This is a genomic window from Exiguobacterium sp. SH5S13 (assembly GCF_004337085.1).
GTDB lineage: Bacteria > Bacillota > Bacilli > Exiguobacteriales > Exiguobacteriaceae > Exiguobacterium > Exiguobacterium aurantiacum_A.
Window position 1 is genome coordinate 16,792 of the sequence record NZ_SJUS01000008.1, and the last position, 25,907, is coordinate 42,698.

Genomic DNA, 25,907 nt, shown 5'->3' on the forward strand with positions numbered 1-25,907 from the left:
CCTCCTTAAAATAAAACGCCGGCGTGTAAAATGACGTTCGCATACGGTGTCGCTTCACCTGTACGAATGACGACTTTCGCCTGCTCGACTTCGCGCTTGAACGCTTCATGCGAGCACGTCTTGACCGTTTCGAATCGTTCAGTCAACGCTTTAGCAATCGGCTCGTTCTCGGTGAACACTTCGTCCGCCACCGTAATCTGTTCGATGACCATGTCAGCCTCAACCGCATTCAACACATCAAGAAATGACGGCTCGCCGAGACGGAGCGCTAAATCGACCCGTTTTACTCCTTTCGGGATCGGCAGTCCGCAATCGGCGATGACGACTGTATCCGTATGTCCCAGGTCAGCAAAGACTTTTGCCAAATGACTATTGAGAATCCCATGTTTTTTCATCACACTCGCTCCAATCGTCTCATCACGTCGGCTCGGTTCGGCATCCCGCCTTGAGCCCCGAACCCTTCCACGCTCATGCCCGAAGCTACGACGGCAAAACGCGCGGCTTCTTCTAAATTGTTTCCTTCCACGAGGGAAACTGCGAGAGCGCCATTGAATGTATCTCCCGCTCCGGTCGTATCGACGACATTCGCCCGGATGGCTGGGATATGTTGAATCGTCTTCCCGTCGAAGAAACGAACACCTCTTACTCCTTCTGTCACAATCAATTTGTTTGGGTAACGGCGCAATACGTCTTCAATCGGCAAGTCGCCGAATAGATCGCGGCATTCGTGCTCGTTCGGCGTCACGTAAGTCACCTTTTCAAGTAACTCACTCGTGAGCGCTTGAGACGGCGCCGGATTTAACAGGACTGGAATATTTCGCTGATGACAGTACGTACTCACTTGTTCGACGGTTTCAATCGGAATTTCTAGTTGCAACAAGACAAGCGTCTGATCATCAAGCAGTTGCTCCAACTCCACGTCGGTGAAGCGTACATGCTTGTTCGCGGATTGAACGACGACGATTGAGTTATCGCCGTCTGCTAATACGATATGCGCCGTCCCTGTCACTTCTTCGCCAATCGTTCGCAAATGACGCGTCCCAACCTGGTTCTGTTCAAAGTTTTGACGGATTATATTCCCAAATTCATCGGATCCGATACAACCGACCATCTCGACCTGACCACCTAGTCGAGCGGCAGCCACTGCTTGGTTGGCGCCTTTTCCACCGGGTACCGTCTGAAATGTATTCCCGATGACAGTCTCTCCAGCCTGCGGACGTTTATTTGTCGTGACAACCAAATCCATAGATACACTCCCGATGACAACAATTCGGTTCATGCGTCATGCCCCTTTCGTTTCGTCGTCTGTCGCTCTGTCAGTGTGACAGGCAATAAAATTTCTTTTGTAGCGGTCTCTTTCTTTTCAATCAAATCAAGAAGCCGCTCGGTCGCTCGTCGCCCCATCTCATAGATCGGTTGAGCAATCGTCGTGAGTGGCGGAGACGTCATCTCACCTAATTCGATGCCATCATACCCGATGACTTGTAAGTCTTCAGGCACCCGGACGTTGCGACGCACCGCTTCCTGCAAGACTGCGGCGGCGATGACGTCATTGGCGGCAAACACGCCGTCGAACGGCCAATACTCGTCAAATAATGTTTGTGCCGCTGTGAGTGCCTCTTTGAATGCGAAACTAGAATGTGTCATCCCGACGAGCCGGTCACCCGCCACGTCGAGAAAACCATCTGTCCGTCGCCTTACCGTTAGGAGGTGCTTAGGCCCAGCGATATGAGCAAGCTTTGTTGCCCCACAGCTCAACAGCGTCTCCGCTGCGAGGCGTCCACCTTCATACCCGTTCGAGATGACTGCATCAATCCCCGGCTTGACGATACGATCTAACGCCACCATCGGTAGTTCTAACTTTTCATAGTTCGGGTTATCCGAATGGTTCGTCGTAATAATCAGTCCATCAACATGCATCGTCTGAAGAGCGACCAAATACGTCTGCTCTTTTGAAAGTTGCTCATCTGTGTTGCAAAGTACGACCTGATAGCCATGCTGGTTGGCCACGTCTTCAATCGCTCGGGCCAACTGTGGAAAGAACGGATTTGTAATGTCCGGCATGATCAAGCCGATCAAGCCCGATGTCTTTTTAAATAATGAACGCGCGACTCGGTTCGGGGCATAGTCAAGTTCGGCGATGGCCCGCTCGACGGCTTCCCGCGCTTCTGCACTTACGTATCCGTTATTGTTCATGACACGGGACACGGTCGCGACAGAAACGTTCGCTCGTTTGGCCACTTGTTTGATTGTCGCCATCTCGCCCCTCCTTCTTTGGTAACGCTTACAAAACAAGCATAATGTGTAACCGGTTACATATCAACTATTTTTTAAGAAATTTAAAAACTTCGATTTTTCCTAGCTAATAATTAACAATAGAGGCGCGTCTATCCACCAGGGACGACGCGCCTCTACTCGAAATCTTTTGACGTTTTTCTGCTCCCTTAGTTAAGAGATGAGCGGTTGTCATAATCATCACGCGTGATGACATAGACTAAACTTCGAACGGTCCGTCCGTCCAACCGAGTCAGCTCTTGCGTCGTCGTGAACGCATACGTGAAACCGCACTTCTCGACGACACGACGCGACCGGTCATTGAAGTCAAAATAACCGCACCAGATCAGTTCTAAACCAAGGTCGACAAATCCGTGACGAAGCAGCTCACGCACCGCTTCCGGGACGTAGCCTCTCCCCCAATGATCCGGACTGAGCACGTAGCCGATTTCACGCTGGTTGTCGTGTTGGATATCCGGGTCCGGGCGTCGGTCGTGCAAACCGATGCTGCCGATCAGTTCGCCGGTCGCTTTCAACGTGATCGCCCAGACGTCTTGATCTTGCTGGAACATACGGATGACGTCCCGCGTCTCGTCGACGGACTCGTGCGGGGCCCAGCCCGCCATCGGTCCGACCCGCTTATTCTTCGCATAGCGATGCATCGCTTCGGCGTCATCGAGCTGAAACGCTCTGAGCCGTAGCCGTTCTGTGTCTAATAGAATCATGTCAGCTACTCCTTCGCTCGTTTCCCTCGCCTCCGTTCCGGGAACAACGGAACAGAGGAGGGATGACGATGCCGTTTGATTATGATCTTGATTTTGAGACGATCGATTTCCGAAAACACCCCGAGCTCTATCGCGTCGGACGCAGTGAACAAGGTGTGTTGCTCGTCGAACCTTACAAGAGTGAGATTTTGCCGCACTGGCGCTTTAAGACACCGGACATCGCCCGCCAATCTGCCGATGAGATCATGGAGCTGTTTGAAGCATATCGGGCAAACGATGATTTCGTCGGCATGGACATGGCGCGGAAATTCATCCAGATGGGCCATACCCGGGCCCGTCGTTACGCGAACTATAAAGGCGGCCGCAAGTATAAAGACGACGGCGCTATTCACGATCGCCAAATCGACGAAGAGAAAGCCGAATCGGCACGCATCTTTAAAGTGCGGTGGGACGAGATTCGGGCTGACGAGGACTACTTGAAACGTAAGAAGGCTCATCAGAAACAGTACGGTTGATCATTTGACCATGACAATAAAGCGGGTCGTCCCTTTTTCAAACGAAGCGACTTGTTGAAAGCCGAGCTGTCCATACAAATAGATGGCTCGTCGATTGAACACAGCCACGGTCAATCGGAGTGGTCTGCCTTCTCGCTCGGCTTCTCGCATCACTGTCTCGACGAACGCTCGACCACGTCCTTGTCCGGTCCGCGCCGGATGCATCCCGAGCCCGATATCAACGTACGTCCCGCTATAGTCATACGTCGCGTTCGGGACTTGGGCGTATGTGCCGAGGCAGAAAAAGCCATATAGCCCTTGATTATGGACCGCGCAATACGTCATCAGCTCGTTGATGCCTTCGGCCGAAGCTACTTGGTTATAAAAATCATATGGCGGCTCATACGTCCACGCTTGGATCGCATGGGCGTCTTTTTCTGTCATAGGACGAATTTCCATTTGCGCCTCCTGTCTCACGTCTTACTCCTGTTCGTGTCCTACACGAAAAATCCCTGTCGCTCCATACAAAAAAGGATGGGTTGCCCCCATCCTCTCGTTATTTACGGGTCCATGTCGCCGTGATGTCGACGTCGGCCGCATGCATCAAGTTATGGATCGGACACCGGGCCTCGACACCTTTTTGCAGCGCCTCAATCCGTTCATCCGACTCGGTCGTGTCAAGCACGATGTTGACGTGCACGTTCTCGAAATAAGTCCGGACCCCTTCGACGCCTTGGAAGCCGCGCGGGTCGAGCGTCCCTTCCGTCGCGAACGTCACACCTTCATAGTTAAAGTCCTGGTCTTGCGCGACATAGGCAATCGTGATCGTCGTACACGATGATAGCGCTCCGAGTAAATATTCGAGCGGATTCGGTCCGGCATCGGTCCCGCCGAGACGTTCCGGCTCATCGACGATAAACGGCTCTAGGTCGCGCACATGCACCGTCGTCTTCACGCTCGTCGCTTCGCCCTCGGCCCGCATCGTCACTAATGGTTTTTCTGACATCCCATCTCCTCCTTTTGAAATCGCATCTCTACTATCGTTCCCGTTATGTCGGACCGTTTGACACTCCCACGGCTAAAGCCGCAAGCTCACCCCTTCGGTATGAGTGGGATTCTGAAGTGCCCGTGCGGACGCAGTCCATTTCTGTTTTGTCCAAGCCTTCAGATGAGGGTGTGCCATCACCCCTCCTAAGACAGACCCTATAGGTTCTCAGGCTGGCCGACTGTCACCATCGACCACAGGTGCGTATCGGATGTTCATCGCACCGACTAGATCTCTGTGTTTTTTGAATCCACACGGACAGGCGTACGTCCGGTCTTTCGCTTTGCTTCGTTCGCCACAAGAAGGACAGGTTTGAGAGGTGTAGGCCGGATTGACATATTCGACCTTGATCCCTTCGAGCTTTGCCTTGTACTCGATGAACAATGCCAAGCGATAGAACGACCAGGTGTGCAGGTTCTTGTTGTGTTTACGGCTTGTTCTTGCCGTCTGTCGGATGTTCGCCAGTTTTTCTAGGCGGATGACAGAAATATGATTCTCTTTCGCGAAGCCGACGATCTCACGACTGACCTTGTGATCTTTGTCTTTCATCCAGCGCTGCTCTTTGTTGTTCAGTTTCTTGATCGCATTCAGTTTCTTCTTTTGACCGAGCTCTTTCCGTTTCGCACGGAACTTGCGTTTCATGTACTTGTTCTCGCGCCCGTTCCCGAAGAATCGCACCTTGTCACAACTTGTGGACGCGACGGCGGGGACTTTCAGGCCGAGGTCCACCCCGAGCACGTTGGTGCCCCCCTTCTCCGTCGTGGGGACCGTGACAGCGATCTGCGCCATCCACTTGTTCGATTTCTTCGTGATGCGGAGCGTCCCGAGCTTGTGCGCGAGGAGCGTGGCGTGGCGGTTGTCCGGTTCGACTATCTCGGCGCGGATCGCCGTCTTTTTGACCTTGCCGTCGATTATGATGGGGAAGGAGATCGACTCGAAGTCGAACGAGTAGTTCTGGTTGTTCCAGGTGCAGTACGGTTTCTTGAGGACAGGGACGATTTGGAAATCCTTCTTCTTCGCCCTCCTGAACACGCTCTTCGCGTCCTGGATGGCCTGGTTCTTGACGGCGCTGGGCAGGTCGGAACTCACGTTTTTGCTCGTCAGTTTTAGGCTTTCTCGAGCCTGCACCATGTCCGAGACGAGCTGGTTTGTCGTGCGGATATAGGTGTCCATCATCCGCTCTAAGATCGACTGTTGCGCTTTTGTCGGATGAAGTTTGATGTTCACGGTCAATGCCTGTGACACGGTGTCACCCCCTTGTCTTTTGTTCCTCGACATAACGTTTGATGGTCTCACTGGAGACGTTTCCCGCCGTCGAGACGAAGAAAAATCTCGTCCAGAGGCTCGTGAGATGTGTGAGATGCGGAAACTCCTCCCTTAGCCGCTTCGACGAGACGCCTTTGATACGCGCCATGATGTCAGACGGGCTGATGGATGGCAACGCCGACAAGAATAGATGCGTGTGGTCCCGATCACACGCGATGGCGATGAGTCGAATGTCGAGCTCTTCGCAGACATCACGGACGATCTCTTTGAATCGTCGCTCGAACAAATCGTCATCAAATAGTTTTCGGCGATACCTCGGGCAGAACACGAAATGATAACGGATCATCGACACGGTGGTTTTGGTTCTTCTGTAGTTGTTCATACGTTTATGGTATCACTTTGTTTGTTTTAGTGATACATTTTCTTGGAATAAGATTCTGCTTGTAGATTTCTGAAGTTCCGACTAGCGGGACCCCGAAATCAAGCTCACGTTCATCCCACCACTAAAGGAGTGGGCTTTCTCGTTCGCAAATTCTGTAACGCGTCATCGCAAATCGCATAGTCGTTTTTCCTTGCTACTTGATTTGGTACATCGCTCGGTCACATCACCGCGAAAAAGCGAGCGGATTCGAATCCGCTCGCTCACATGATTTATATCGTCTCTTCGATTGCAGTATCACCTTTGACCAAGTCGATGGCTTTGTTTGCCGCTTCTTGTCGACCGATGACATGGGCCAAGAACGCTGCGACATCCGCCCGCGGAATCTCACCCGTCGTCACGTTGTCGACGTTCACTTTGCCTGTACCGGCATCGTCTGTGAGCGCGCCTGGACGGACGATCGTATAATCGAGTCCACTCTGTTCGAGCAAACGGTCCGCATGATGTTTCGCCACGTAGTATGGCTTCATCGAATCAGGCCATGCCGAGCGGTCTTCCGCTTTCAAGGCACTGAGCATCACGAAGTGCTTGATGTTACCGTTCGCTTGGGCCGCCTCGACGCTTTTGGCTGCACCGTCTAGGTCGATAAGTAACGTTTTGTCGGCTCCCGTGCTGCCGCCCGAACCGGCCGCAAACACGACTGCGTCCATGCCGCTCATCGCTTGCTTCAACGTCTCGACATCACCTTCTAAGTCTCCGAGAACCGCCTGATAGCCGTTCGCTTTGAACTCGTCTAGCTGCTCTTGTTTCCGTACCATCGCGGTGACTTCGTGCTTCCCATCCTGCTTCAATCGTTCTACGAGTTGCTTTCCAATCTGTCCATTCGCTCCAATTACAAATACGTTCATCTGTCTTCCTCCTCAAATAAAATTCAGAGACAAGCGAAACGCCGTGTGGCCATGGCCACGTCCGGTGCAGAAGCAATGGCCGAGATGACAGCTACGCCGTCAGCCCCGTCACGCCGAATCGCTTCGACGTGTTCAGGCATGATTCCACCGATCCCCACGATTGGCAAATGCTGAAACCGGGCTCGCACTTGCCGAATGGGCACCGTTCCGTTCACTTCGGCCGCGTCTTGTTTCGACACAGTCGGATGAATCGGCCCAATTCCGACATAATCGGCATATCTCGAAGCCGTTGCGGCTTGCTCGAGCGAGTGGACCGAGACACCGAGACACTTCTTTGAACCGATTCGCCGACGAACGACTTCGGCTATCGCATCTTCTTGTCCGACATGAACTCCGTCCGCATCGAGTTTGATTGCCAGCTCGACGTCATCGTTGACGATGAACGGGACACGGTACTGTCGACAAAGTGGATGCAACGTTCGTGCCATCGCTTCTTTTTTATCCCCATACAGTGGCTCTTTACCTTTTTCGCGAAATTGAAAACATGTCACGCCGCATTGAAGCGCCGTTTCGACCGTCTGAACGAGATCAAACGTATCTGCCGTGCCGCAGATGAAGTAGAGCTTTAATCGCTCAACGATAGACGATGGATTCAATGGAAACCACCTCCTTCGGGTGCTTGTTGTACGCCCAATGATTTGTCAGTCCATGCCCGCTGCCGATCTGTAATCCGTGGGCGATGGCAATATGGATGAACTGTTTTTCCGTTAGTGCCGCTTCCATAACCGTCCGTCCGTTCGCGTGCTCCGCTGTTAGCGATCATGACCGGATCGACGACGATATTTTGAAAACGATGCTGCTCGATCGCACTAGCCACGACATCAATCAACTCATGATTGAACAGCAACCCAGTCTTACGCGCCGAGATGATAAAGTCTGATCCGACCGGATCGAGCTGGCGTGCGTCAAAAAACGGCTCGCAAGTTCCATCGTCGGGGCAAGAGTCACCCCTTTAGCCTGAACTTTCGAAAATTGATTCAAGTAGTACGAGTCTTGCATCACGTAATGCCGAAACTTCGCCTCGTCGAGCATCCCGTCTCCGAGCGCGCGGACGAACGGATGGTGGAAACTCGCCTCAAACAAGGCGTCGGCCTCTTGGCGGATATGTGCGGTAAACGTCATCGTATTCTCCTCCTTTGCATAAAAAAGACGCCGCCTCCCATAACGGAAGCGGCGTCGGCCATACACAAAGAGTGTGAGACAGGACGTTTCGCCCACTTCCCTCCGCTAGCGTGAACTAGATCAGGTTCAAAGGGTCTGGACCTCGTCCATCTCAGCCGCGTCAAGCGACTCCCCTAGTGGCAAACATTATGAAATTTGGTCATCTTCGACCACATCATATCAATCTTTTTGAAAAATGCAAACTCTTTAACGCGAGAAGCGACGGTTGAGCGCGGTCCCAAAATGCGAGAACCGTTCTGTCCCGAGCTTACGACGGTTCGAGGCCGCAAACACGTAATAATCGACCTTCCCCATAAAATAAATCAAGCGCAGTCCTGCGATAAAGAACGTGATCGTCGTGCTGACAGCAAAGCCGACCCCATACCAATCGATCCCGCGCGATAGTAACGACAACGTGAACAAGGCGTTCAGTATGAAGAACGAGAGGCTGACGAACAACGCCCCACGCCGGTCCTCAAAATACAGCAAGAGCAGCGTCAGTACGAGAATCATCGCGTTCGCGAACGCGGCGAGCGTCGTCATCCGGAAAATCTGGCCGACTTCTTCCGGGACACCGATCCACCCGACGAACACACCCGCCATCAGGATCGCGAACAAGGTGACAACACCTTGACTTCGCCCAAGTCGGATCAATTCATTTTTCAACACCGTCGTCATCGTCTGCTTCGCTTTCTCAATTTGGTGTAACGCCCCGCCATAATTGATCAAGCCGTAAAACGTTCGGTAGCGCTCGTAAAACCTTGTCTCGACAGCGACGACGAACAAGAGCTGGGTCGGGATGATCGTCAAGTACGACCAGAACACGGCCGTGTCATAATACGGATTGAACACGAACGAATCGGCAATCACCATGCGCCCTTCACCAAACCAGATGATGAAGTTGGTCACCCAGATCCCAAGCACGTATAACACACCGATGGCGAACAAGTCCGGATACTTATCAAAGTACCGGAAGTATGAAAATTCTCGCGTCGCATACCTGAGCGGGAACGTTCGGAGCATCGCGAAGAATAGCCCGAACAGCGTCACGACCATCCCAACGGTAAAGCCAAACAGAAGTTCGAGGCTCGATGGGTTGACCATGAGACGACTGATCAAATAGACGCTCGCGACTGAAATAACCCCGCCTAGCAAGAAGCTGTAAGCGACCGCTTGATAAAATTTGGCGGCGCTCAAGAACAAGAACATGACCCAGATAACGTTGATGGTCATGAATAAGACGAACAGGACGAGCTTATAGGCTAAACCGAGCGGTGAAATCAGCCAAAACACGCTATACATGACGACGGCAGCAAGAATCGTCACTTTTAACATGCCGGTGAAGACAGGAAAGATCTCATGGGCTTTCTTTTCATAAAATAAATCGGCCACGTATCGCGTGACGACGAGCTGCTGAAAACTAAATAGAATTTGCGAGAAAATGAACGCGTAAGACACGGATAGCATAAACAGCGTCCGTTCCTCGAGTGACAACATCGGCATCTGAAACGCCAACCATTGAATCGTACCGACAACGAGGATGACGATCAGCCAAGGGCCTGATGTGACGAGCCCGGAAAACGTGTACGCCTTCAGTCTTGAAGAGTAATAGTCTTCTTGAAACAACTTTTGTAACTTAAACCCGATGCCCGCCATACTGTTCCCTCCTCGCTTCATAGATGGCTTTATAGCGGTCGACGAACTGTTGCAATCGATAATACTGACGGACACGCTCGCGGCCGTTTTTACCGAAGCGCATCCGTTCGCGCGGATAATCCATCATCCATTCGACTTTGTCAGCGATGGCTTCCGGATGGACCGGAGGAACGATGAAGCCGGCCGGACCGAACGGATCGTCAGCGCGTCCGTAAAGTAGTTCCGAACAAGCCCCGACATCGGTCGCCACCCAAGGGATGCCAGCCGCCATCCCTTCTAAAATGGCGAGCGGCTGCCCTTCCGATATGCTCGTCAACAACAACAAATCAAATTTCGGCAACCAGTCTTGCACGTTCACTTTCCCGACGAGTTCGACATAGTCGGTCAGCCCGCTCTGCTCAATCAGTAGATGACACTCTTCAGCGTACTCTTCGTCCTCATCAAGCGGACCCATGATTGTCAGTTTAAACAGCCGATGGCGCTCTTGAAGGATTTTTGCGGAATAGATCATCGTCTTCAAATCCTTGATCGGAACGAGGCGGACGATGGCCCCAATTTGGAACACATCATTCTCGGCTCGCTCAAGCGTAGCGCGGATATGACGGTCGTCAATCCCGTTGGCGATAATTTTTGTCTTCTCGCTAGGCGCCCCAATCCACTCTTGATATTCGCGATTCCGCTCAAACAGCGTGATAATCTCATCGGCCGCGTTATACGCCTCGCGTGACAAGTGGTGGAAAAAGCGAACCCACCTCGGTTTGTAAGGGGACGGAATCCAATAAGACTGAAGGATTTCTTCCTCGCGTTCACGTGAGTAGATGCCGTGTTCGGTCAAAATGAACGGGATGCCTTGCGTCTCTTTCATGTAAGATGCGACGACGCCGGCGTAGCCTGTCGAGATGGAGTGGACGAGATCGACTTTTGGTAACGGTTGATGCAACACACGCAAGATCGGCATATACATACTCTGCCACATCCAAAAATAGTCGATGAACGATCCGCCGTTCATTTCTTCTGCGTAAGCTGCTTTTACGTTGCTCCAAAAGAACTCGCTTGAGAAGAAGGCTTGGCTTGACGGGACTTGTTTCCCGAGAATGCCGAGCGCTTGCCGGTTCGGGTTTTTCAACATGAGCCATTCCGAAATTTTCCGCTCGTCTTCGGCGTCGAGCTTCATTCGACCCTTCGCCTTTTTATCCATATCGCTTAAATAAAGGTGTGTGATTCCTGACACGTTTTGCGGCAACTCATATTTCATATCTTCTGGCCGCTTGACCGATGGCTGAATCGAGATGATTTCAAACTCGACTTCCGGCATCGCTTCAATCAGCGTCTGCGTCCAACTCGAGACACCTCCGCTCACATACGGGTAACTCCCTTCTAACACGAGCCCAATCTTCATTGCGGGTCCCCCTTGATGGCGATTTCAGCGTTCGCTGATGTCAATTGGACGAGATAGAGTGGACGGTCCGCCTCCATCTGCTCGACCGTGCCGAATGCGAATTCGCCTGTGTCCAATGATTGGCCGACTTTTAGACGGACGGTAAAGTGTGACGGATTGACGAGTCCGTCCCCAGTCAAATAAATGGTCTCGTCATCAAACGTGACGTTCAAGTCTGCCTCTTGATACGTGATTAGTTTTTCCGTCGCATAGTGCTGTGTATAGGCTTCCAGGTGAGGATAATGGTCATTTACGTCGTGGACGATTTTGCGTAGGCTCGTAAACATCGTATCCCAGTCTCGACCGAAGGCACGGTCTGGGTCGATGACGTCATCCGGGTGGATAAAGTGTGAAAACACTCCAAAGTTAGCGATGGCATCAACCATTTGGAAAATCGAACCTCTTTCTTCCCCGTAGTCACTCGTGATGCGCGGGAAATGATAGATTCCGGCATGTGTCGTATCAAATTCGAACTCTTGGACAAAATCACCACTTTCCGGGTCACCGGTATAGAGTGACGCAATCGTCCGCAGTTCAGGCAACGCCTCAGCAATCGCGTCGACACCGGTACGATTGAGTGCATTCGAAGGTGGGACGTATGATTTGAGTTGTTCTGCCGGGAAATAGTTAGCAAATACCGATTCTGCCTGTAGCAGCGAACGCTTCATCTCGTCCTTGTCTTTCCACGGAATATATCCGTACGTCGGATCGATCGGTTCATCGGCCGTGACAAGCGATTGGTGGTTATATCCGTGCAACCCGATTTCACCACCCTGCGCCAATAGTTTTCGGCCGAAATAGAGCATCGGGAACTCGCCGCGTTTAATCAATTTTTCATCTAGCAGTTCCATCTCTTCTTCGTACGTCCCGATCATCGCGCCCGTGTAAATGATGTCGTCATCTTGAGCCATGTCGACCATGTCTTTCCACCAATCTTCGGCAAAGAAGTCTTTAACCGATTTATCGAGTGGTGTCGCCGAGACATCTTTCATCTTGCCGTCCATGACTGGAGCCGGAAAGTCATCGATATACATGAGCTTAATCGCCGCTTGGGCACCCACGAACGCAGGCGGTAACGTTCCGAGCGTTTGGACGAACAGTCCGCGAATCATCTTTTGATTGGTGGTCGTTGTATTCCAGTACAGAACGTTCCCGTCACCGACCTCATATTCCCAAAGGACGGGAAACCCTTCCGCTGACAGCATAACGTTCACTTCGTCTGCAATTGCGAAGTCAACGACACTATGGACGAACAGATCGTCCGGTGGATTCAAGTCGACATAACCCGGGAAAATCGTTTCTTCGAAGTTCAGACCATAAACATCTGGAACGAATTCACCGATTTCTTCGATACCTGTCACTTCATTCCAAGCGGGGTCTTTGAAGCGGTTGGCGAACACGACATTGCCTCCTTGTTCGACGAACCGTTTCGTCTCTTGCAATGGCCATGTCGTGGTTTTTTCGCCTGTAAATATGATGATACTGTAGGGCGACGGCACGATCGAACTGACCTCGCCCGCCTCAATTTCTCGAACGTCTAGTTTGGCGTAACGCAAGCCATGCAATAAATTATCTGCCGTATTGACCGCCAAATCACCTTCGTCTCGGACAAGGTAAACTTGAAGTTGATGCTCTCCTGTTTTAGCGGAAGCATCCCCTTGCAATTGGTCGATATTCATTCGTTGTTCAGCAACGTTCGGTAACAACGTATGCAAGGAATGGATCCTCAAGTATTGGATTGCACCGACGACGACGAGAAATAACACGATGAAGAGCGAGAATGAGATTATAGTTCGTTTTTCCATGATGTCGAGTCACTCCATTCTTCAAACAACAGTCGGTGCTCATACGGCACATCGTCTAACGAAAATTGTGTTTGCATCATAAACATGACAGCCTTCACCTCGGTCCACCGCTCCCGTTCATAGTAAAAGTCGATGAGCATGAGGTGGGCCTCGATGCGTTCCGGGAAATGGTGAACATACTCCTTCAAAATTTCGAGCTGATCTCTCGGACGTTTTAACGTGATGTAGACTTCGTTTAAATCCTCATAAATCCATGAAGACGGCGGATACAGTGTCTTCGCTGTCAAAATCTCTTTTAACCAGGCCTCGCGTTTGTCTTTCAACATGACTTCCGTGATCAGTTCACTGTGAACCATCCGTTTGTATATTGTCGCTAGCCGGCGAATCGTTTCCGGGTTTCCTAAATCGTATTCACGCTTCGCCAATTTCAATTCCTGCTCATACTGATTGATGAGAATGTTCATCGTCGCGGCCGCATAATGGACCGTTTCACTGTCCGTGCTCTCAAGCCCCATCTGCAAGTATTTCCCTTGGTTATTGATGGACTGGTTGACGTGCGTCAAAATCGAGTGCTTGCGGATCGCGGGATCTTTTGAATTGATGGCATCGGCTAACGGCAACAGGCTAGAGCTCGTTTTCGCATCGTGCCGAATCTGCTCATAATTGACGACCCGAAAATCAATATACTCATCGTAATCTTCAATCAGTCCGCTCCGATCAAAGCGTTCTGCGAAGCGATAAATCGCATATACTGCGACTTCAGCGACAAAAGGTAAAAATAGGCCGAAGCATAAAGCGACCACTGCCACCCCGTAGTCTAGCGCTTTCATTTTCCGCTTCAACACCACTAACAAAACGAACGCTAAGATTGCGTGAATCACATAGAGCCCAATCCAAACTAAACTGTCGATGGCTTCCATGAACTCACACTCCCTTCTGGATCAAAATCCCTTCGATCCGATCATAAATTCGTTGACGGTTCTCCTCACTCGTTCCTGGGAGTAGCAGCAAGAGCTTGTTCTCGTCTTCGTCATAACCGACAATATCAATCTCTCGCAAATACGACTGCACGATCGCTTCAATACTTTCGAGCGAGACTGGTTCATAACCGAGCGCATACTCGAGTACGATGAACGGTTGGTCGTGATGAAGTTTCTTTTGCTCTTGAAGCGCCATTATCTCGATGAACGCCTCTTTCTTATAGAACGATGTGCCCGGGTAGAGCTTCTCGTGTTGCTCTTTACGAATCAAGTTTTGCGCGTTTGTGATTCGCGTCCCAATCCATGAGAACAGGATATTTAATACGTGGAGGTCATCTGTCGTCAGTTTCCGGAGCGGCAGACGCTTAATGACGACAACTTCACGCGTCTCTCCGTCAATCACGATCGGAGCGAGCAACATCGGATCCGTGTCGTCATCATCGAGTTGTCGTAACATCGTTTCTTGGACTTGGAAGAAACGTTTGAACATACTCGACGCCTCATCTAAGAAAATTGTTTGTGGAAACTCTTTCTTCTCGGCTTGGCGAATGATTAGACGCATCGACTTTTGCGATCGATCGACATGATAGATGGCGACGTCGCTCGCCAAGAAATATTTTTTAAGCAGACGAATCGTCTCGCTACGAATCAATTCAGGATGTGGCAAGTCAAGCGAGACAGCTAGTTCGTACAATTGATTTAAACTGTATTCCGATTGAAGTAATTTTTGACGAAGAGTCGTTTGCGAAGTGTTGAGTAAATCGACGGTCTCTTTCAAATACGTGTTTTCATCTTTCAGTTCTTCGTTGCGAAACTGACTGATTTCATAACGCTCTCGAAATGAAGTGCTAAACAAGCCGACGATGACGGTGAGTGCGAAGTAATAGAAAAGGGTGAGAAGTGAGTTTGTATCGTAGAACAGTAAGAAGATATCGCCTCCGACAAGTCCGGTGTAGAGGACTTTGTACAGCAGCAAGACGGCGAAACTAATCAATCCAAAGGTTGTTCCGTAACGTAGCGCGAATAAGATGGCGGCTACATAAAATAGGTTCAAATCATTTTGAATCGTCCCTAAATTGAAAGCTAAATCGATTCCAATCAACAGAGTAAACACGACAAGAATTTCGGCCCACTTAATCCACGGGCGGTCTTGAGCATATAGAATGATAATCCCCTCCCAACGATTAGTCACAGCTTCATAACACGAATGTCATGCTTACTTATTTGGCGCTCGCAGCAAATTCCCCTGCTAATTTTCTTAATCTCCTTCCTGAAAATCCCACGTATCGTAATAAGTGGGTTCATGATAATGGATGAACCCGTTCGCTTCCGCCAAGTCTCGACTAATGGCTTCCTCTTGGTCCGAAACGGTAAGTACCGCAGTCCCATACTGTTCTTGAATCACATTCATCCGGTCCAACATGTCCATCGACCAAGAGTCCGATGTGATCTCCGAATAATTGAACCCCTCCCACATGAACCCATCCACGTATGGAGCGCTCGTTCGTTCAAGCGTTTCGATTCCCCAATTTTGTACAATCGGGACCCCGGGGTAAGTCTGTTTAATCGCTTTTAAAAATGCTTCTAACCCGTTCAATTGTTCAGTCAAGTCTTCGGGATAGTCGAGGTGTACATCGTCGATATCTCCAACCGTGTCTAAAAAGATACCGTCCAAGTGTTTATTGATGACTTGCTTTTGAATTTCGCGCATCAAAATCTTCCGAAAATGGTCCGAACTGATATCCGTCAAATAAGAATCCCATTTCGGAAAATAAATCCGCTCTCCGTCCCGATAGAAAAAATCATCTTGTTTCATTTGACCGATCAGTTCCCGATTCCACGTGTCCGCCTCCATCACGTTTATATAACCGAGCACTTTCGTGCCGTTCGAACGAATCGCTTCAATCTGCTCCGGTGTATACCAAATCGGTTCGATGATCACGAGATCATACCGGGTCATATCCTCGATAATCGCCTCGGTCGGAATATTGTAAAAAATTTTGTACGAGCTGATTTTATCAAAATCAAATGGCGTCTTCGTGGTACATCCACCTAGCAGCAGAAGCAGCACGAAACTCGTCAACCTAAAGCGTCGCACACGGACACCTCCTTGTCGCAGAATACTTCATGGTGCAATTAGGTCCGTTTGACGTCAATTGTTCAGGGAAACAACTTAGTATGACTTAGCAAAAAAGGAGAGATGAGGATGAATACGATTTTACTGACGGTTGCCCTCTTATTCGTCGGACTGAACGTATATACCTTCTTCCGCCGACAGACGTACCGGCAGACCGGATTTGACGGCCGATTATTTAGCCACCTTTTCATCAGCTTGTTAGGCGTGTTGATCGGATTTGCCTTGGTTTATTACGCGTTGTCGTGGGACGGGGTCATTCTCGTCACGTCACTTGAGACGATGACCGCTGTCGAGCCATCATGGCAAAACCTGCTCTATTTCAGCGGCGTCACGCTTCTATCAATCGGATTTGGTGACTTACTGCCGGTTGGACCGGCCCGTCTGTTCGCCCTACTCGAAGCGGCAATCGGAATCTTGCTCCCGACCGCGTTTTTCGTAAAATCGATGTACAAAAAAGAAGACTGACAAGCAGTCTTCTAGCGTCCAGTGATCAATAAGTACAAATTGAATGCGACGAGTCCAAGCGGAAATAAGGCCACGACAACGATTGGCCATTTCTTCGTCCGGATGCCGACAAATAAGAGTAAACTCCCCACTAGGAGCGCGATGAACGTCGTATACGGATTCAAGCGTCATTCCCCCTTCTATAGAGGGGGTTTCCCGACTCGGCTAAAAACTAATCGTTTGAAGTCCAAAGCGTCGAAAAAGCGTCACGAATCCGCTTGGACTCGTCGTCCCGAAATGAGTTGCCACTTTTCTCCGAAACACGCCGACTGAAGACGCAGAACTGCTCGATCAAAACGTTAAACGCGGCTGCAATCGCCGCAGGATTTGCGACGGGGTATGTCTGTAAGTATGCTTGCCAAGCTTGATCCGATAAGTGGTCCACCAAAGCATCCCCAGCTTTCCCGATATTCGCGGAAAAGCCGGTCCTATATCCGACATCCCACGCCATCATCTGTCGGAGCATGTCTCGCATGATCGTCACGTGATCGAGCGCATACAGCAGTTGATTGCGCCTTAGTCCTTTCACGACATACAATGACACCCACCAAAACTCGTTCCAACACGACGCATAGTCAAACGCGCTCGGGCGTTTGACTCGGTACGTCTCATCGCTCGGCACAAGCCGGCCTGCCGTGTCATCTTTATCGAGCATAACGAGACTGAGCGAATCTTCCGCAATCGCCTCCTCCACGACGCGAACAGGACGAACGGTCAGATCGATTCGATGACCGGCTACAAACTGGACGAGAAACGCAAACCGCTCGTATCTTGTTTGAGACGGTGACTCGTCCGGTGTCTGCATGATCAACACCTCGCCGAACGGATCGATCCAGGATCGATCCGTTATGAACGATGATACGTCCAGAACGAAAAACGTGACATCTACATCTTGAAACCGGTCTGGGGAGACGTGCGGATTGACGAGCGATCCGTTCAACACCATGATTCGGATGTCTTCCCGCTCCTCCGCCAAAGCGAGTAGCTGCTCGAGCACCTGGTTATTGTTCATTCGACGATCGCCCCGAGCGAACGGGCGACTTGGACCGCCTGCATGACGTCGAGTTTCGTCTTTTTGAGCGTAACGTCCGTGAAATCGACCCCGTCCATGTCAGCACCTATGAAGTCGGCAGCCGTACAGTCCGCATGCTGCAGGACGGCACGTGTCAACGCAGCATTCGTCCAGCGCGACTCCTTCAAGTCCGCCCCGTACAAATCAGCCTCTACTAGACGAACATCCGACCAATCCATTTTTCGGAGCGGCGCGTGACGCAAATTGACGAACGACCAGTCGCCCCCACGAACGGTCACTCCTCCGAACGTACACGACTCGAACGAGGAACCGGTCGTCTTGCACTGATCGAACTCACGTGAACTACTCACCACTTATTTGCTTCGCAACTTGAAGTGGGAGCTTCTTGGGAAGACCATGCTTTGACCAGCCACGGTTGTGGACCAAGCTCGTCGGGCAGTCCCTGCCCTGGGGTGTTTCAGTCCGCGAGGCGCAACAGGTTGAGGCTCGCGTTGACGTCGCGGTCGTGGTGCGTGCCGCATGCGGCACAGGTCCACTCGCGGACGTCCAGGTCCTTCTTGCCGCCGTTCTCGCCGCAGGCCGAACAAACCTGGGTCGAGGCGAACCACGGGTCGGCCTTGATGAGCGTCCGTCCATAGAACCTCGCCTTATATTCCAGCTGGCGGACGAACTCGCCCCACCCGGCGTCCCCGATCGATTTTGCCAGGCGGCGGTCCTGCATCATCTCCCTCGGCTTCAGCGTCTCGACGACGACGACTTGGTTCTCGTCGACGATGCGTCGTGACAGCTTGTGGAGGGAGTCGTGCCGTCGGTTTTTGACCTGCTCATGTTTCTTCGCGAGGACGAGCCGGGCCTTCTCGCGGTTCCGGCTGCCGGGCTTCTTGCGGGAGAGCGCGCGCTGCGCCCGTCTCAGCCGCGCCTCGGCCTCGCGCAGGTTGCGCGGGTTCGGGACCTTCTCCGTCACCATCGCGTCGTTCGTCATGACGGCGAAGTGCCCGAGGCCGAGGTCGATCCCGATCTTGTGCTCGGCGGGGACCCACGGCTCGTCGGGCTGCTCGACGAGGAGCGACACGAAGAATTTGCCCGTCTTCGTCATCGACACGGTCGCCGAGCGGATCTCGCCGTCGAAGATTCGATGCTGTGTGAAGCGGATGAATCCGACCTTCGGGAGCCGGACGTGGCCCCCTTCGATACGGATCGTGCCGTGCTGGTTGTTCGTCGTGTAGGAGGCGCGCGATTTCCGTCTCGACTTGAACACCGGGAAGCCGGCCGTCCCGGCGAAGAACTTCGCGAACGCCGCGTCGAGGTGCAGCTTCGCGTTGGCGAGCGCGAGGCTGTCCGCCTCACAGAGGAACGGGAACAGGGGCTTGTACGAGGCGGGTGTCGGCAGTTTGCGTTTCGGGCCGGTCCCAGCCTTCGACTCCTCGTGGATGGCGATGCGGTCCTCGAGCAGCTTGTTGTAGACGAACCGGGCGCAGCCGATCGTCCTGACGAGGAACTCGGCCTGTGCCGTCGTCGGGTGGAGCCTGTATTTGTAGCCCTTCAGCATGTCTCCGCCTCCTCTCGGCCGATGATCGTGATGAACGTCTTCCTCATCCGATACCCGCGGCGGGGGAAGGGAAATCTGACGGAATCACGAACTTCTGTTCGTCATATCTGTCACAGGGGTGGCCAAGAGGTTTATGTACGGGCGATTCATCTCCCACCTACGCCGGGCCTCGCCCCAGACGCTTAGAGGTGGGAGAATTCTCGCTTAATTATGTTAAAAACAAATTCGCCCCATTGAATTGACAGTTTAAAAACGAACTGCCGACGTGGCGCGATGCGTTCCATTTCGAGTCGGTAAAGTCACAGTTGATGAAGCGGCACTGCTCGGTCTCGAACTCGGTCGCGTCGATGTATGTGAACCGACAGTTCTCGAACGTCACGTGTGAAAGTTGAAGGTCACGGAACGAGGACTCGCGAAAATCTTGTCCTTCGTAAGACTCATTTAATTGAAACATGTCCTGCCTCCTTGGCGTATACTAATTGTAGCTAAAGGAATGGAGTGATGAAAGATGGATATCGTATTTCCGACCGATCAGGGCACGTTCAACTACCGCGTCGCCGGCATCTGGGTCCAAGATGGTCGTTTGCTCATTCATCGGAACGCAAATGATGACTTTTGGGCGTTGCCGGGCGGCCGCGTCGGCATCGGCGAAGAAGCCGAACTCGCTTTGATGCGCGAACTGCAAGAAGAGCTCAACGCGACACTGACGGGAACGACGTTCGCTTTCGTCTCCGAAAATTTCTTCACGTACTTAGAACGCACGGTTCACGAGATCGGCATGTATTTTTATGTATCGGGTGACCTCCCGCTCCGGACCGGGGACTTTCACGGACCAGAAGGAGATCACCTCATCTATCGTTGGCAGCCGCTCGAGTCGCTCCGTGAACTGAGACTCTTCCCGGAGACGCTCTATGCGTTGCCGCAGTCGCTCCCACCACACTTTATCGACCGCTGAGCCTTATAAAATCGATTTCAACTCGTTCAAATCTTGAATCTCATACGTCGTCTCGACCGTCGCCGCAACCTCATGCGGGTTGTACCAGCACGTATCGAGGCCGTACATGCGTCCTCCGGCGATGTCCGCCGTCAGCGAGTCACCGACGATGAGCCCACGCTCTGGTGACACGTTCGGGACACGGTCGAACACGTAATCGAAGAACGGTTTCATCGGCTTTTGCGATCCCGTCGCGTCAGAGACGAACACGTCCTTGAAATACGGGAGCAACCCCGACGCCTCAAGCCGCTTGAACTGTGTCTCTGTCACACCGTTCGTGACGATATAGAGCGGATACTGTTCACTGAGCGTTTGCACGAGTTCGAGTGCCCCGTCGATGATGTGCACCCCGTCGTGCAAATGGTCTCGATAGCGCTGTTCGACTTCATGCGCATCGATCGTGATGCCGAGCGTGTCGAACAGTTGCGTGTGGCGGCCCATCAAGACGTCTTCCCGTCCGACCTCACCGCGTTCAAACGCGCGCCATAGCCCGTTGTTGATCGTCACGTATTGTTGTTTTAACGCATCGGTCATCCGGACGTTATGTGAGGCGAGCAATTGCTCCAAGGCGACGTGCTCGCTCCGTTTAAAGTCTAGCAACGTATCGTCGACATCAAATAAAATAGCTTCATACCGTTTCATAATTTGAATTACCCCTCTCTGCCTCTAATGTACAGGAACAGGCCGAGAAGTTCAAAACAAGGAGTGAGTCCCATGGCTAAACGACCGATCACCAATCTCGAGTATTCAGATAAAGAACGTGAATCATTTTTCTACTTGACCGATGAAATGTTCGGCATCGATTTTCGCGGATGGTATTTGGATGGAGAATGGACCGACCGCTATCGCTGTTATTCGTTGACGTTCTACCGGAACATCATCTCGAACGTCAGCATGAGCCGGATGACCCTCGTGACGGACGGAACCGCTCGTGAGATGTATCAAATCGGGACGGTCATGACGGACGAGGACCGACAAGGACAAGGACTCGCCACCCGCGTCTTCAAGCACCTCTTCAAACAACATGACGCCGATGGATTGCCTTATATTTTAGCTTGTAACGAGGGCCTCGAAACGTTTTATGAGAAGCAAGGGTTCACTGTCCAACGCGAACCGGAGCTATTTGTCTCCGTGTCGGGCTCGGCGCCCCCGCTCGAACACGTCGACGTCGACGCCGAACGGTGGCGTCGGTTCAAACTGGAGTCGCTCCCGTACTCACCCCGGCTCTATACGACGGACGACATGCATATTTGGATGTTCAGTTTCTATCAAGGCCTGAACGAGGACGTCTATCGCTTCGACGACGTGCATGTCATCTATTTTATTGAGCGCACGCGTCTGCATTTGTTCGCGGTGCTGTCGCCTCGGCCTGTCGATATGCGTGACGTCGTGGCACGGCTCTCCTTTGATGGGATCGCGGAAATCGTCTTTGAATTCACACCTGACTTGGCCGATGTCGAACGACGTGCGTCACGTGCACGTGACGGACAATGGATGATCCGTATGAGTGACGGCCACCTTTTCCCGGAAGGCTGTCGCTTCCCGAGTTTATCGAAAGCATGAAATAACGCGCCTTGCAACAGAGTCTGATGGTGCGAGCGTACTCATAAGAGAAGAGGACCGTTCCGACAATAGGTCAGAATGGTCCTCTTCTCTTATCCAAGAATATTTTTTTGGTTCTCAAACGCTGTTTTTAAACAATGAGCCGCCTCTTTCACCGCCCGTTTCGCCTCTGGGACGAACGCATAGTAGTTCGTGAAGCCGTGGATCAGCCCCCCGTAATTTTTATACGTCACCGGGACACCGAGGCTGATCAATTTGTTCGCATAAGCCCGACCGACGTCACGGAGCGGGTCGTACTCGGCCGTCAGTAGTGTCGTCGCAGGCAGTTGCTCTAAGCGATCGGACAAAATTGGCGACGCATACGGATGTGTCAACTCATTTTCGTCATTAAAATATTGCTGCTGGAACCAACGGATCAACCCTTCGTCAAGCAAGTAGCCGGTAGCGTAATCAATCAAAGATAACGGCAAGTTCTCTTCGGTCCCGGTCACCGGGTAAAACAGGAGCTGATGAACGAGTGACGGCCCCCCGCGCTCACTCGTAATCAATGCGCTGACCGTGGCGAGCGTCCCGCCGGCACTGTCGCCGCCGACGGCGAGTCGTGACGCATCTACGTTTAATTCCGAAGCGTGTTCCCCGATCCAAACGAGTGCATCGTAAGCGTCTTCGACCGGGGCTGGAAATTTATGTTCCGGCGCGAGGCGATACCCGACCGAGATGACGGTACAGTCCGCCTCGTTCGCGAGGGTGCGGCAAATCGCATCGTGTGTCTCGATGCTGCCGGTGACGTAACCGCCGCCGTGATAGTAGACAAGTGCCGGGGCGGTCGTTGCTCCTGACCGATAAATCCGAATCGGGAGCGTACGCCCTGGGAGCGAGAGATCCAAGTCCTCGACTTCGTGAACGTGCTCTTTATGCTGGAACCTCGTCAGCACTGCATCTTCCTGTCGTCTTAACTCGAGTGGGTTCATTTGCTCATATGTGGGTGACATCTGATTTTTAAATTGATCCAAATAAAATTGAATCGTCGGATTGACTGGCAATGGGAACCCCTTCTTTCTCTATTGGCGTACAGTTTCCTATTCCCAGCCGAACCCGTCATTAAGCAGACTCGCACACTTTTCGAAATTTAGAATGATAAAAGAATGCCAAGACGACACCGATAACGAACAAGACCGTCCAAGCGATGCCTAACAATCGAGCTAGCATCTATGACAAACGTCTTAGACTTCCTCCTGTTGATTCTTTTTCCACCAGACGAACATAACGATTCCCATGCCGACGAACAGAACCATCATTGAGAAAATCAACTGTTGTTCAAGCGGCAGGCTCGTTTGCGCGAACACATATTGCGGCACAAACAGTAGAAGTGGAATAATCAGATTGATCCACGTCTTCGTCCACACCGACACGATGACGAGTGTGAGCACTGCTAGCCCGAACAACACGAACTGCCCGACCGTCCCAAACGTGATCTTCGGTGTCTCAACGAGCAGGTCGAAAGTCATCAAGCCTAGGAATAGCGTCATCGGCAATGCGCCGAGCGCGGCATACGTCAACCCAGTTTTCATCTTGCCGCGAGACGAACCGGTCGACATCTTACGGAACACTTGTGTCACGGCGAGTAAAAGTATGACGGCGACGAGTGGGAAGCCGATCAGTTGGACCGTCGAGAACGTCATCTCTCCTTGAATAAAGTTTCCGATGATGATGTAGGCGAATACGCTCGGAATGATCATGCCGACAACTTTCACTACCCCTTTCACGTCAAACGCCATCTCGCTCCCGAGTTGGCGCATATACGCCTCAGGGCTCTGTCCGACGACATCGTCTACGCTTTTCCCTGCTCGCTCCGCTTCTTCTAAATGGTCTTTCAATTCTTCGGTCACGTCCTTCACTTCACGTTCTGATTTCCCACTCGACATGAGATAGACCGCCAAATCATCTAAAAAATCACGACTCTTTTTCGAAAGTTCCACGTTCATTCCCCTCTCCTAGTACGCGGTCGACACCGCTCGACACATCTGCCCAACGCTTCCGGAACGCCATTAATTCCTGTTCCCCAGCTTCCGTCAATACGTAATACTTTCGTTTCGGACCTCCTGAAGGCAGAGGTTTTTGAACCGTCTCGACCCACCCCTCTTTCTTCATCCGTAACAGAACCGGGTAGATACTGCCTTCGCTCACCATCGTGAAACCGTACGCTTGAAGTTTCTCCGACATCTCATAGCCGTACGTCTCCCCTTTTGCGATGATGGCGAGCAGACACCCTTCGAGCAACCCTTTCAACATTTGACTCATCGCCATGGCGTGACCTCACTTTCTCCAAACTATCTTGTTATACATAATAGTAATGGAAGGTGATTTCAATTGCAACTACTTTGTAAAACAAGATAGTTGCGCATCGAAAGGTTTAATTTTTTAAATCAGGTGAATACTTCTTATGGTGAAGAAAAAATAAAGGAGTGTTGTTATGCATACCGATTTTACGAAGATGTACATTGACGGCCAGTGGGTAGACGGTTCGAGCGACAAGTCGATCGACAACGTCAACCCGTTCACGGACGAGAAGCTGTTCTCGATCCGGTCAGCAGACGAGTCCGATCTCGACAAGGCATATCAGGTAGCTAAGGAAGCGCAAGGTGAATGGGCGGTCATGCTGCCGCAAGAGCGCCGCGCCCTGATCGAGCGGTTCGCTGAACTGACGTTACACTACAAAGACGACATCATCGACTGGCTCGTGAAAGAGTCAGGCAGCACCCGCATCAAGGCAGAAGGCGAATTCGCTGCCTCGATGGCAATCATTAAAGAGGCGTCGACGTTCCCGTTCCGGATGGACGGACTGATCAAACCATCGATCGTGCCGAACAAAGAGAACCGGGTCTACCGGAAGCCGCTCGGCGTCATCGGCGTCATCAGCCCATGGAACTTCCCGTTTCATCTCGCAGTCCGTTCAATCGTCTCGGCGCTCGCGACCGGCAACACGGTCGTCGTCAAACCAGCGACGGCGACACCGGTCACTGGCGGGCTCCTGTTCGCTTCATTGTTTGAAGAAGCCGGGCTCCCGAAAGGCGTCTTGAATATCGTCGTCGGTCGCGGCTCTGAGATTGGCGATGCCATCGTCGAGCACCCGATCCCAAAACTCATCTCGTTCACGGGATCGACCGAGGTCGGGAAAGGCATTGCCGAGAAGGCCGGACGTCTGTTGAAGAAGACCGCGCTCGAACTCGGCGGCAACAACGTCTTCGTCGTCCTAGACGATGCTGATATCGACCGCGCTGTCGAGTCGGCCGTCTACAGCAAGTTCTTCCATCAAGGTCAGATCTGTATGTCGACGAACCGCATTCTCGTCGCCGAATCGATTCATGACACGTTCCTCGAACGGTTCAACGAACGCGTCCGCGGCCTTAAATTCGGAAATCCGAATGAAGCCGATACACAAGTCGGACCGCTCATCGACCATGATCAAATCGATCGTATCCTCGACCAAATCGATCAGACGATCGACGCCGGGGCGACGCTCCACGTCGGTGGCAAAGCGAACGGCAACGTGCTCGAACCGACCGTCCTTAGCGGTGTCACGAACGACATGCCGCTCGCCAAAAATGAGATCTTCGGACCGGTCGCCGTCATCTTGTCATTCAAAGACGACGAAGAAGCGCTCCATATCTCGAACGAACTTCCATATGGTCTTAGCGGAGCCGTCCACGGTTCGATTTACCGGGCGACCGAGTTCGCTCGCCGCGTCGAGACCGGGATGATCCACATCAACGACCAATCGGTGAACGACGAGCCGCACTTGCCGTTCGGCGGTGAGAAAGACTCAGGGCTCGGCCGCTTCAACGGCGAATGGGTGCTCGAGGAGTTCACGACGCTCCAATGGGTATCTGTCATGCATGAACGCCGTGAATACAAGCCGTTCTTCTCGTAATACAA

The 25,907-nt window shown here is 52.0% G+C and carries 32 protein-coding genes, 1 pseudogene and 1 riboswitch; of the genes and pseudogenes, 5 read left to right on the forward strand and 28 right to left on the reverse strand.

Annotated features, from left to right (window positions below):
• Positions 1-5: 5 nt before the first annotated feature.
• From rbsD to EVJ30_RS06115, 4 genes are all read right to left on the reverse strand, one after another.
• Positions 6-395, reverse strand: coding sequence for a D-ribose pyranase (rbsD, locus tag EVJ30_RS06100; protein WP_070329456.1), 390 nt, complete (start codon positions 393-395; stop codon positions 6-8).
• Positions 395-1,279, reverse strand: a complete 885-nt coding sequence (gene rbsK, locus EVJ30_RS06105) for a ribokinase (protein ID WP_131457568.1) — start codon at positions 1,277-1,279, stop codon at positions 395-397. The genes rbsD and rbsK overlap by 1 nt, the downstream gene beginning before the upstream one ends.
• A complete protein-coding gene (locus EVJ30_RS06110) occupies positions 1,276-2,259 on the reverse strand; it encodes a LacI family DNA-binding transcriptional regulator (protein ID WP_131457569.1) in 984 nt (327 codons plus the stop codon). The genes rbsK and EVJ30_RS06110 overlap by 4 nt, the downstream gene beginning before the upstream one ends.
• A 185-nt stretch (positions 2,260-2,444) precedes the next feature.
• Positions 2,445-2,999, reverse strand: a complete 555-nt coding sequence (locus tag EVJ30_RS06115) for a GNAT family N-acetyltransferase (RefSeq protein WP_131457570.1) — start codon at positions 2,997-2,999, stop codon at positions 2,445-2,447.
• A gap of 68 nt (positions 3,000-3,067) precedes the next feature.
• On the opposite strand from EVJ30_RS06115, the gene EVJ30_RS06120 reads away from it, so the two are divergent.
• On the forward strand, positions 3,068-3,514 hold the full coding sequence (locus EVJ30_RS06120; protein WP_131468389.1) for a DUF4385 domain-containing protein: 447 nt from the start codon (positions 3,068-3,070) through the stop codon (positions 3,512-3,514).
• Here EVJ30_RS06120 and EVJ30_RS06125 read toward each other — a convergent pair whose 3' ends face one another.
• From EVJ30_RS06125 to EVJ30_RS06190, 15 genes and pseudogenes are all read right to left on the reverse strand, one after another.
• Positions 3,515-3,952, reverse strand: a complete 438-nt coding sequence (locus EVJ30_RS06125; RefSeq protein ID WP_131457572.1) for a GNAT family N-acetyltransferase — start codon at positions 3,950-3,952, stop codon at positions 3,515-3,517.
• Positions 3,953-4,049: 97 nt separating this feature from the next.
• Positions 4,050-4,499, reverse strand: coding sequence for an OsmC family protein (locus EVJ30_RS06130; RefSeq protein ID WP_131457573.1), 450 nt, complete (start codon positions 4,497-4,499; stop codon positions 4,050-4,052).
• A 207-nt stretch (positions 4,500-4,706) separates the two neighbouring features.
• Positions 4,707-5,783 (reverse strand): RNA-guided endonuclease InsQ/TnpB family protein, encoded by a 1,077-nt coding sequence (locus tag EVJ30_RS06135; RefSeq protein ID WP_131457574.1) that lies wholly within the window; start codon positions 5,781-5,783, stop codon positions 4,707-4,709.
• 4 nt (positions 5,784-5,787) lie between these two features.
• Positions 5,788-6,186, reverse strand: coding sequence for an IS200/IS605 family transposase (gene tnpA / locus EVJ30_RS06140; protein WP_131457575.1), 399 nt, complete (start codon positions 6,184-6,186; stop codon positions 5,788-5,790).
• A 269-nt stretch (positions 6,187-6,455) separates the two neighbouring features.
• Positions 6,456-7,091, reverse strand: a complete 636-nt coding sequence (locus tag EVJ30_RS06145; protein WP_131457576.1) for an SDR family oxidoreductase — start codon at positions 7,089-7,091, stop codon at positions 6,456-6,458.
• 23 nt (positions 7,092-7,114) lie between these two features.
• Positions 7,115-7,747 carry a thiamine phosphate synthase gene (gene thiE / locus EVJ30_RS06150; RefSeq protein WP_131468391.1) on the reverse strand — a complete coding sequence of 211 codons (633 nt, stop codon included), beginning with the start codon at positions 7,745-7,747 and terminating at the stop codon, positions 7,115-7,117.
• Positions 7,725-7,874, reverse strand: coding sequence for a hypothetical protein (locus tag EVJ30_RS15340; RefSeq protein WP_236636008.1), 150 nt, complete (start codon positions 7,872-7,874; stop codon positions 7,725-7,727). The genes thiE and EVJ30_RS15340 overlap by 23 nt, the downstream gene beginning before the upstream one ends.
• A 76-nt stretch (positions 7,875-7,950) precedes the next feature.
• Positions 7,951-7,998, reverse strand: a pseudogene (locus EVJ30_RS15435) (hypothetical protein); the annotation flags it as partial.
• The gene (locus tag EVJ30_RS06160) at positions 7,977-8,273 is read right to left on the reverse strand and encodes a thiaminase II/PqqC family protein (RefSeq protein ID WP_370250779.1); all 297 of its coding nucleotides are present in this window, start codon (positions 8,271-8,273) and stop codon (positions 7,977-7,979) included. The gene EVJ30_RS06160 and the pseudogene EVJ30_RS15435, both read right to left, overlap by 22 nt.
• Before the next feature lie 80 nt (positions 8,274-8,353).
• Positions 8,354-8,458: riboswitch (TPP riboswitch) on the reverse strand.
• Between the two features lie 61 nt (positions 8,459-8,519).
• Entirely contained in the window at positions 8,520-9,968 is a 1,449-nt protein-coding gene (gene pelG, locus EVJ30_RS06165) for an exopolysaccharide Pel transporter PelG (protein WP_131457578.1), read from the reverse strand.
• Positions 9,949-11,367, reverse strand: coding sequence for a GT4 family glycosyltransferase PelF (gene pelF / locus EVJ30_RS06170; RefSeq protein WP_131468394.1), 1,419 nt, complete (start codon positions 11,365-11,367; stop codon positions 9,949-9,951). Before pelF ends, pelG begins: the two co-directional genes overlap by 20 nt.
• Entirely contained in the window at positions 11,364-13,211 is a 1,848-nt protein-coding gene (locus tag EVJ30_RS06175; protein ID WP_131468396.1) for a DUF2194 domain-containing protein, read from the reverse strand. Before EVJ30_RS06175 ends, pelF begins: the two co-directional genes overlap by 4 nt.
• Positions 13,193-14,131: a tetratricopeptide repeat protein gene (locus EVJ30_RS06180; protein ID WP_131468398.1), complete on the reverse strand. Its 939-nt coding sequence runs from the start codon at positions 14,129-14,131 to the stop codon at positions 13,193-13,195. Before EVJ30_RS06180 ends, EVJ30_RS06175 begins: the two co-directional genes overlap by 19 nt.
• A 4-nt stretch (positions 14,132-14,135) precedes the next feature.
• Positions 14,136-15,383, reverse strand: a complete 1,248-nt coding sequence (locus EVJ30_RS06185) for a GAF domain-containing protein (RefSeq protein WP_131457581.1) — start codon at positions 15,381-15,383, stop codon at positions 14,136-14,138.
• Between the two features lie 66 nt (positions 15,384-15,449).
• Complete coding sequence (locus EVJ30_RS06190; RefSeq protein WP_236636010.1) at positions 15,450-16,289, reverse strand: glycoside hydrolase family 191 protein; 840 nt, start codon at positions 16,287-16,289, stop codon at positions 15,450-15,452.
• Between the two features lie 108 nt (positions 16,290-16,397).
• Between EVJ30_RS06190 and EVJ30_RS06195 the strand changes: the two genes are divergently transcribed.
• Positions 16,398-16,793: an ion channel gene (locus tag EVJ30_RS06195; RefSeq protein WP_131468400.1), complete on the forward strand. Its 396-nt coding sequence runs from the start codon at positions 16,398-16,400 to the stop codon at positions 16,791-16,793.
• An 11-nt stretch (positions 16,794-16,804) separates the two neighbouring features.
• Here the strand turns inward: EVJ30_RS06195 and EVJ30_RS15275 are convergent, their stop codons facing one another.
• The 5 genes from EVJ30_RS15275 to EVJ30_RS06215 all read right to left on the reverse strand — a co-directional run bounded on the left by EVJ30_RS15275 (position 16,805) and on the right by EVJ30_RS06215 (position 19,868).
• Positions 16,805-16,957, reverse strand: coding sequence for a hypothetical protein (locus EVJ30_RS15275; RefSeq protein ID WP_021065921.1), 153 nt, complete (start codon positions 16,955-16,957; stop codon positions 16,805-16,807).
• Positions 16,958-17,004: 47 nt separating this feature from the next.
• On the reverse strand, positions 17,005-17,844 hold the full coding sequence (locus tag EVJ30_RS06200; RefSeq protein WP_131468402.1) for an aminoglycoside 6-adenylyltransferase: 840 nt from the start codon (positions 17,842-17,844) through the stop codon (positions 17,005-17,007).
• On the reverse strand, positions 17,841-18,218 hold the full coding sequence (locus EVJ30_RS06205; protein WP_236636012.1) for a pentapeptide repeat-containing protein: 378 nt from the start codon (positions 18,216-18,218) through the stop codon (positions 17,841-17,843). The genes EVJ30_RS06200 and EVJ30_RS06205 overlap by 4 nt, the downstream gene beginning before the upstream one ends.
• A gap of 104 nt (positions 18,219-18,322) precedes the next feature.
• The gene (locus tag EVJ30_RS06210; RefSeq protein ID WP_131468404.1) at positions 18,323-19,414 is read right to left on the reverse strand and encodes an RNA-guided endonuclease TnpB family protein; all 1,092 of its coding nucleotides are present in this window, start codon (positions 19,412-19,414) and stop codon (positions 18,323-18,325) included.
• A 208-nt stretch (positions 19,415-19,622) separates the two neighbouring features.
• Positions 19,623-19,868: a pentapeptide repeat-containing protein gene (locus tag EVJ30_RS06215; protein ID WP_236636013.1), complete on the reverse strand. Its 246-nt coding sequence runs from the start codon at positions 19,866-19,868 to the stop codon at positions 19,623-19,625.
• 54 nt (positions 19,869-19,922) lie between these two features.
• Between EVJ30_RS06215 and EVJ30_RS06220 the strand changes: the two genes are divergently transcribed.
• Entirely contained in the window at positions 19,923-20,369 is a 447-nt protein-coding gene (locus EVJ30_RS06220; RefSeq protein WP_131468406.1) for an NUDIX hydrolase, read from the forward strand.
• A 3-nt stretch (positions 20,370-20,372) separates the two neighbouring features.
• Here EVJ30_RS06220 and EVJ30_RS06225 read toward each other — a convergent pair whose 3' ends face one another.
• A complete protein-coding gene (locus EVJ30_RS06225; protein WP_131468408.1) occupies positions 20,373-21,050 on the reverse strand; it encodes a YjjG family noncanonical pyrimidine nucleotidase in 678 nt (225 codons plus the stop codon).
• Positions 21,051-21,122: 72 nt separating this feature from the next.
• Between EVJ30_RS06225 and EVJ30_RS06230 the strand changes: the two genes are divergently transcribed.
• Positions 21,123-21,971: a GNAT family N-acetyltransferase gene (locus tag EVJ30_RS06230; protein WP_161568727.1), complete on the forward strand. Its 849-nt coding sequence runs from the start codon at positions 21,123-21,125 to the stop codon at positions 21,969-21,971.
• A gap of 92 nt (positions 21,972-22,063) precedes the next feature.
• Here EVJ30_RS06230 and EVJ30_RS06235 read toward each other — a convergent pair whose 3' ends face one another.
• From EVJ30_RS06235 to EVJ30_RS06245, 3 genes are all read right to left on the reverse strand, one after another.
• Positions 22,064-23,014 carry an alpha/beta hydrolase gene (locus EVJ30_RS06235; protein WP_070329269.1) on the reverse strand — a complete coding sequence of 317 codons (951 nt, stop codon included), beginning with the start codon at positions 23,012-23,014 and terminating at the stop codon, positions 22,064-22,066.
• Positions 23,015-23,194: 180 nt separating this feature from the next.
• Entirely contained in the window at positions 23,195-23,956 is a 762-nt protein-coding gene (locus EVJ30_RS06240; RefSeq protein WP_070329270.1) for an HAAS domain-containing protein, read from the reverse strand.
• Complete coding sequence (locus tag EVJ30_RS06245; protein WP_070329271.1) at positions 23,925-24,278, reverse strand: PadR family transcriptional regulator; 354 nt, start codon at positions 24,276-24,278, stop codon at positions 23,925-23,927. Before EVJ30_RS06245 ends, EVJ30_RS06240 begins: the two co-directional genes overlap by 32 nt.
• Before the next feature lie 166 nt (positions 24,279-24,444).
• Here EVJ30_RS06245 and EVJ30_RS06250 point away from each other — a divergent pair, with 166 nt between their 5' ends.
• Positions 24,445-25,902, forward strand: coding sequence for an aldehyde dehydrogenase family protein (locus tag EVJ30_RS06250; RefSeq protein ID WP_131457591.1), 1,458 nt, complete (start codon positions 24,445-24,447; stop codon positions 25,900-25,902).
• Positions 25,903-25,907: the final 5 nt, after the last annotated feature.

Coding starts and splice junctions, on each gene's coding strand:
- rbsD (WP_070329456.1), bottom strand. CDS start 395: ATGAAAAAACATGGGATTCTCAATAGTCATTTGGCAAAAGTCTTTGCT.
- rbsK (WP_131457568.1), bottom strand. CDS start 1,279: ATGAACCGAATTGTTGTCATCGGGAGTGTATCTATGGATTTGGTTGTC.
- EVJ30_RS06110 (WP_131457569.1), bottom strand. CDS start 2,259: ATGGCGACAATCAAACAAGTGGCCAAACGAGCGAACGTTTCTGTCGCG.
- EVJ30_RS06115 (WP_131457570.1), bottom strand. CDS start 2,999: ATGATTCTATTAGACACAGAACGGCTACGGCTCAGAGCGTTTCAGCTC.
- EVJ30_RS06120 (WP_131468389.1), top strand. CDS start 3,068: ATGCCGTTTGATTATGATCTTGATTTTGAGACGATCGATTTCCGAAAA.
- EVJ30_RS06125 (WP_131457572.1), bottom strand. CDS start 3,952: ATGGAAATTCGTCCTATGACAGAAAAAGACGCCCATGCGATCCAAGCG.
- EVJ30_RS06130 (WP_131457573.1), bottom strand. CDS start 4,499: ATGTCAGAAAAACCATTAGTGACGATGCGGGCCGAGGGCGAAGCGACG.
- tnpA (WP_131457575.1), bottom strand. CDS start 6,186: ATGAACAACTACAGAAGAACCAAAACCACCGTGTCGATGATCCGTTAT.
- EVJ30_RS06145 (WP_131457576.1), bottom strand. CDS start 7,091: ATGAACGTATTTGTAATTGGAGCGAATGGACAGATTGGAAAGCAACTC.
- EVJ30_RS15340 (WP_236636008.1), bottom strand. CDS start 7,874: ATGGAAGCGGCACTAACGGAAAAACAGTTCATCCATATTGCCATCGCC.
- EVJ30_RS06160 (WP_370250779.1), bottom strand. CDS start 8,273: ATGACGTTTACCGCACATATCCGCCAAGAGGCCGACGCCTTGTTTGAG.
- pelG (WP_131457578.1), bottom strand. CDS start 9,968: ATGGCGGGCATCGGGTTTAAGTTACAAAAGTTGTTTCAAGAAGACTAT.
- pelF (WP_131468394.1), bottom strand. CDS start 11,367: ATGAAGATTGGGCTCGTGTTAGAAGGGAGTTACCCGTATGTGAGCGGA.
- EVJ30_RS06175 (WP_131468396.1), bottom strand. CDS start 13,211: ATGGAAAAACGAACTATAATCTCATTCTCGCTCTTCATCGTGTTATTT.
- EVJ30_RS06180 (WP_131468398.1), bottom strand. CDS start 14,131: ATGGAAGCCATCGACAGTTTAGTTTGGATTGGGCTCTATGTGATTCAC.
- EVJ30_RS06195 (WP_131468400.1), top strand. CDS start 16,398: ATGAATACGATTTTACTGACGGTTGCCCTCTTATTCGTCGGACTGAAC.
- EVJ30_RS06200 (WP_131468402.1), bottom strand. CDS start 17,844: ATGAACAATAACCAGGTGCTCGAGCAGCTACTCGCTTTGGCGGAGGAG.
- EVJ30_RS06210 (WP_131468404.1), bottom strand. CDS start 19,414: ATGCTGAAGGGCTACAAATACAGGCTCCACCCGACGACGGCACAGGCC.
- EVJ30_RS06215 (WP_236636013.1), bottom strand. CDS start 19,868: ATGTTTCAATTAAATGAGTCTTACGAAGGACAAGATTTTCGCGAGTCC.
- EVJ30_RS06220 (WP_131468406.1), top strand. CDS start 19,923: ATGGATATCGTATTTCCGACCGATCAGGGCACGTTCAACTACCGCGTC.
- EVJ30_RS06225 (WP_131468408.1), bottom strand. CDS start 21,050: ATGAAACGGTATGAAGCTATTTTATTTGATGTCGACGATACGTTGCTA.
- EVJ30_RS06230 (WP_161568727.1), top strand. CDS start 21,123: ATGGCTAAACGACCGATCACCAATCTCGAGTATTCAGATAAAGAACGT.
- EVJ30_RS06240 (WP_070329270.1), bottom strand. CDS start 23,956: ATGAACGTGGAACTTTCGAAAAAGAGTCGTGATTTTTTAGATGATTTG.
- EVJ30_RS06245 (WP_070329271.1), bottom strand. CDS start 24,278: ATGGCGATGAGTCAAATGTTGAAAGGGTTGCTCGAAGGGTGTCTGCTC.
- EVJ30_RS06250 (WP_131457591.1), top strand. CDS start 24,445: ATGCATACCGATTTTACGAAGATGTACATTGACGGCCAGTGGGTAGAC.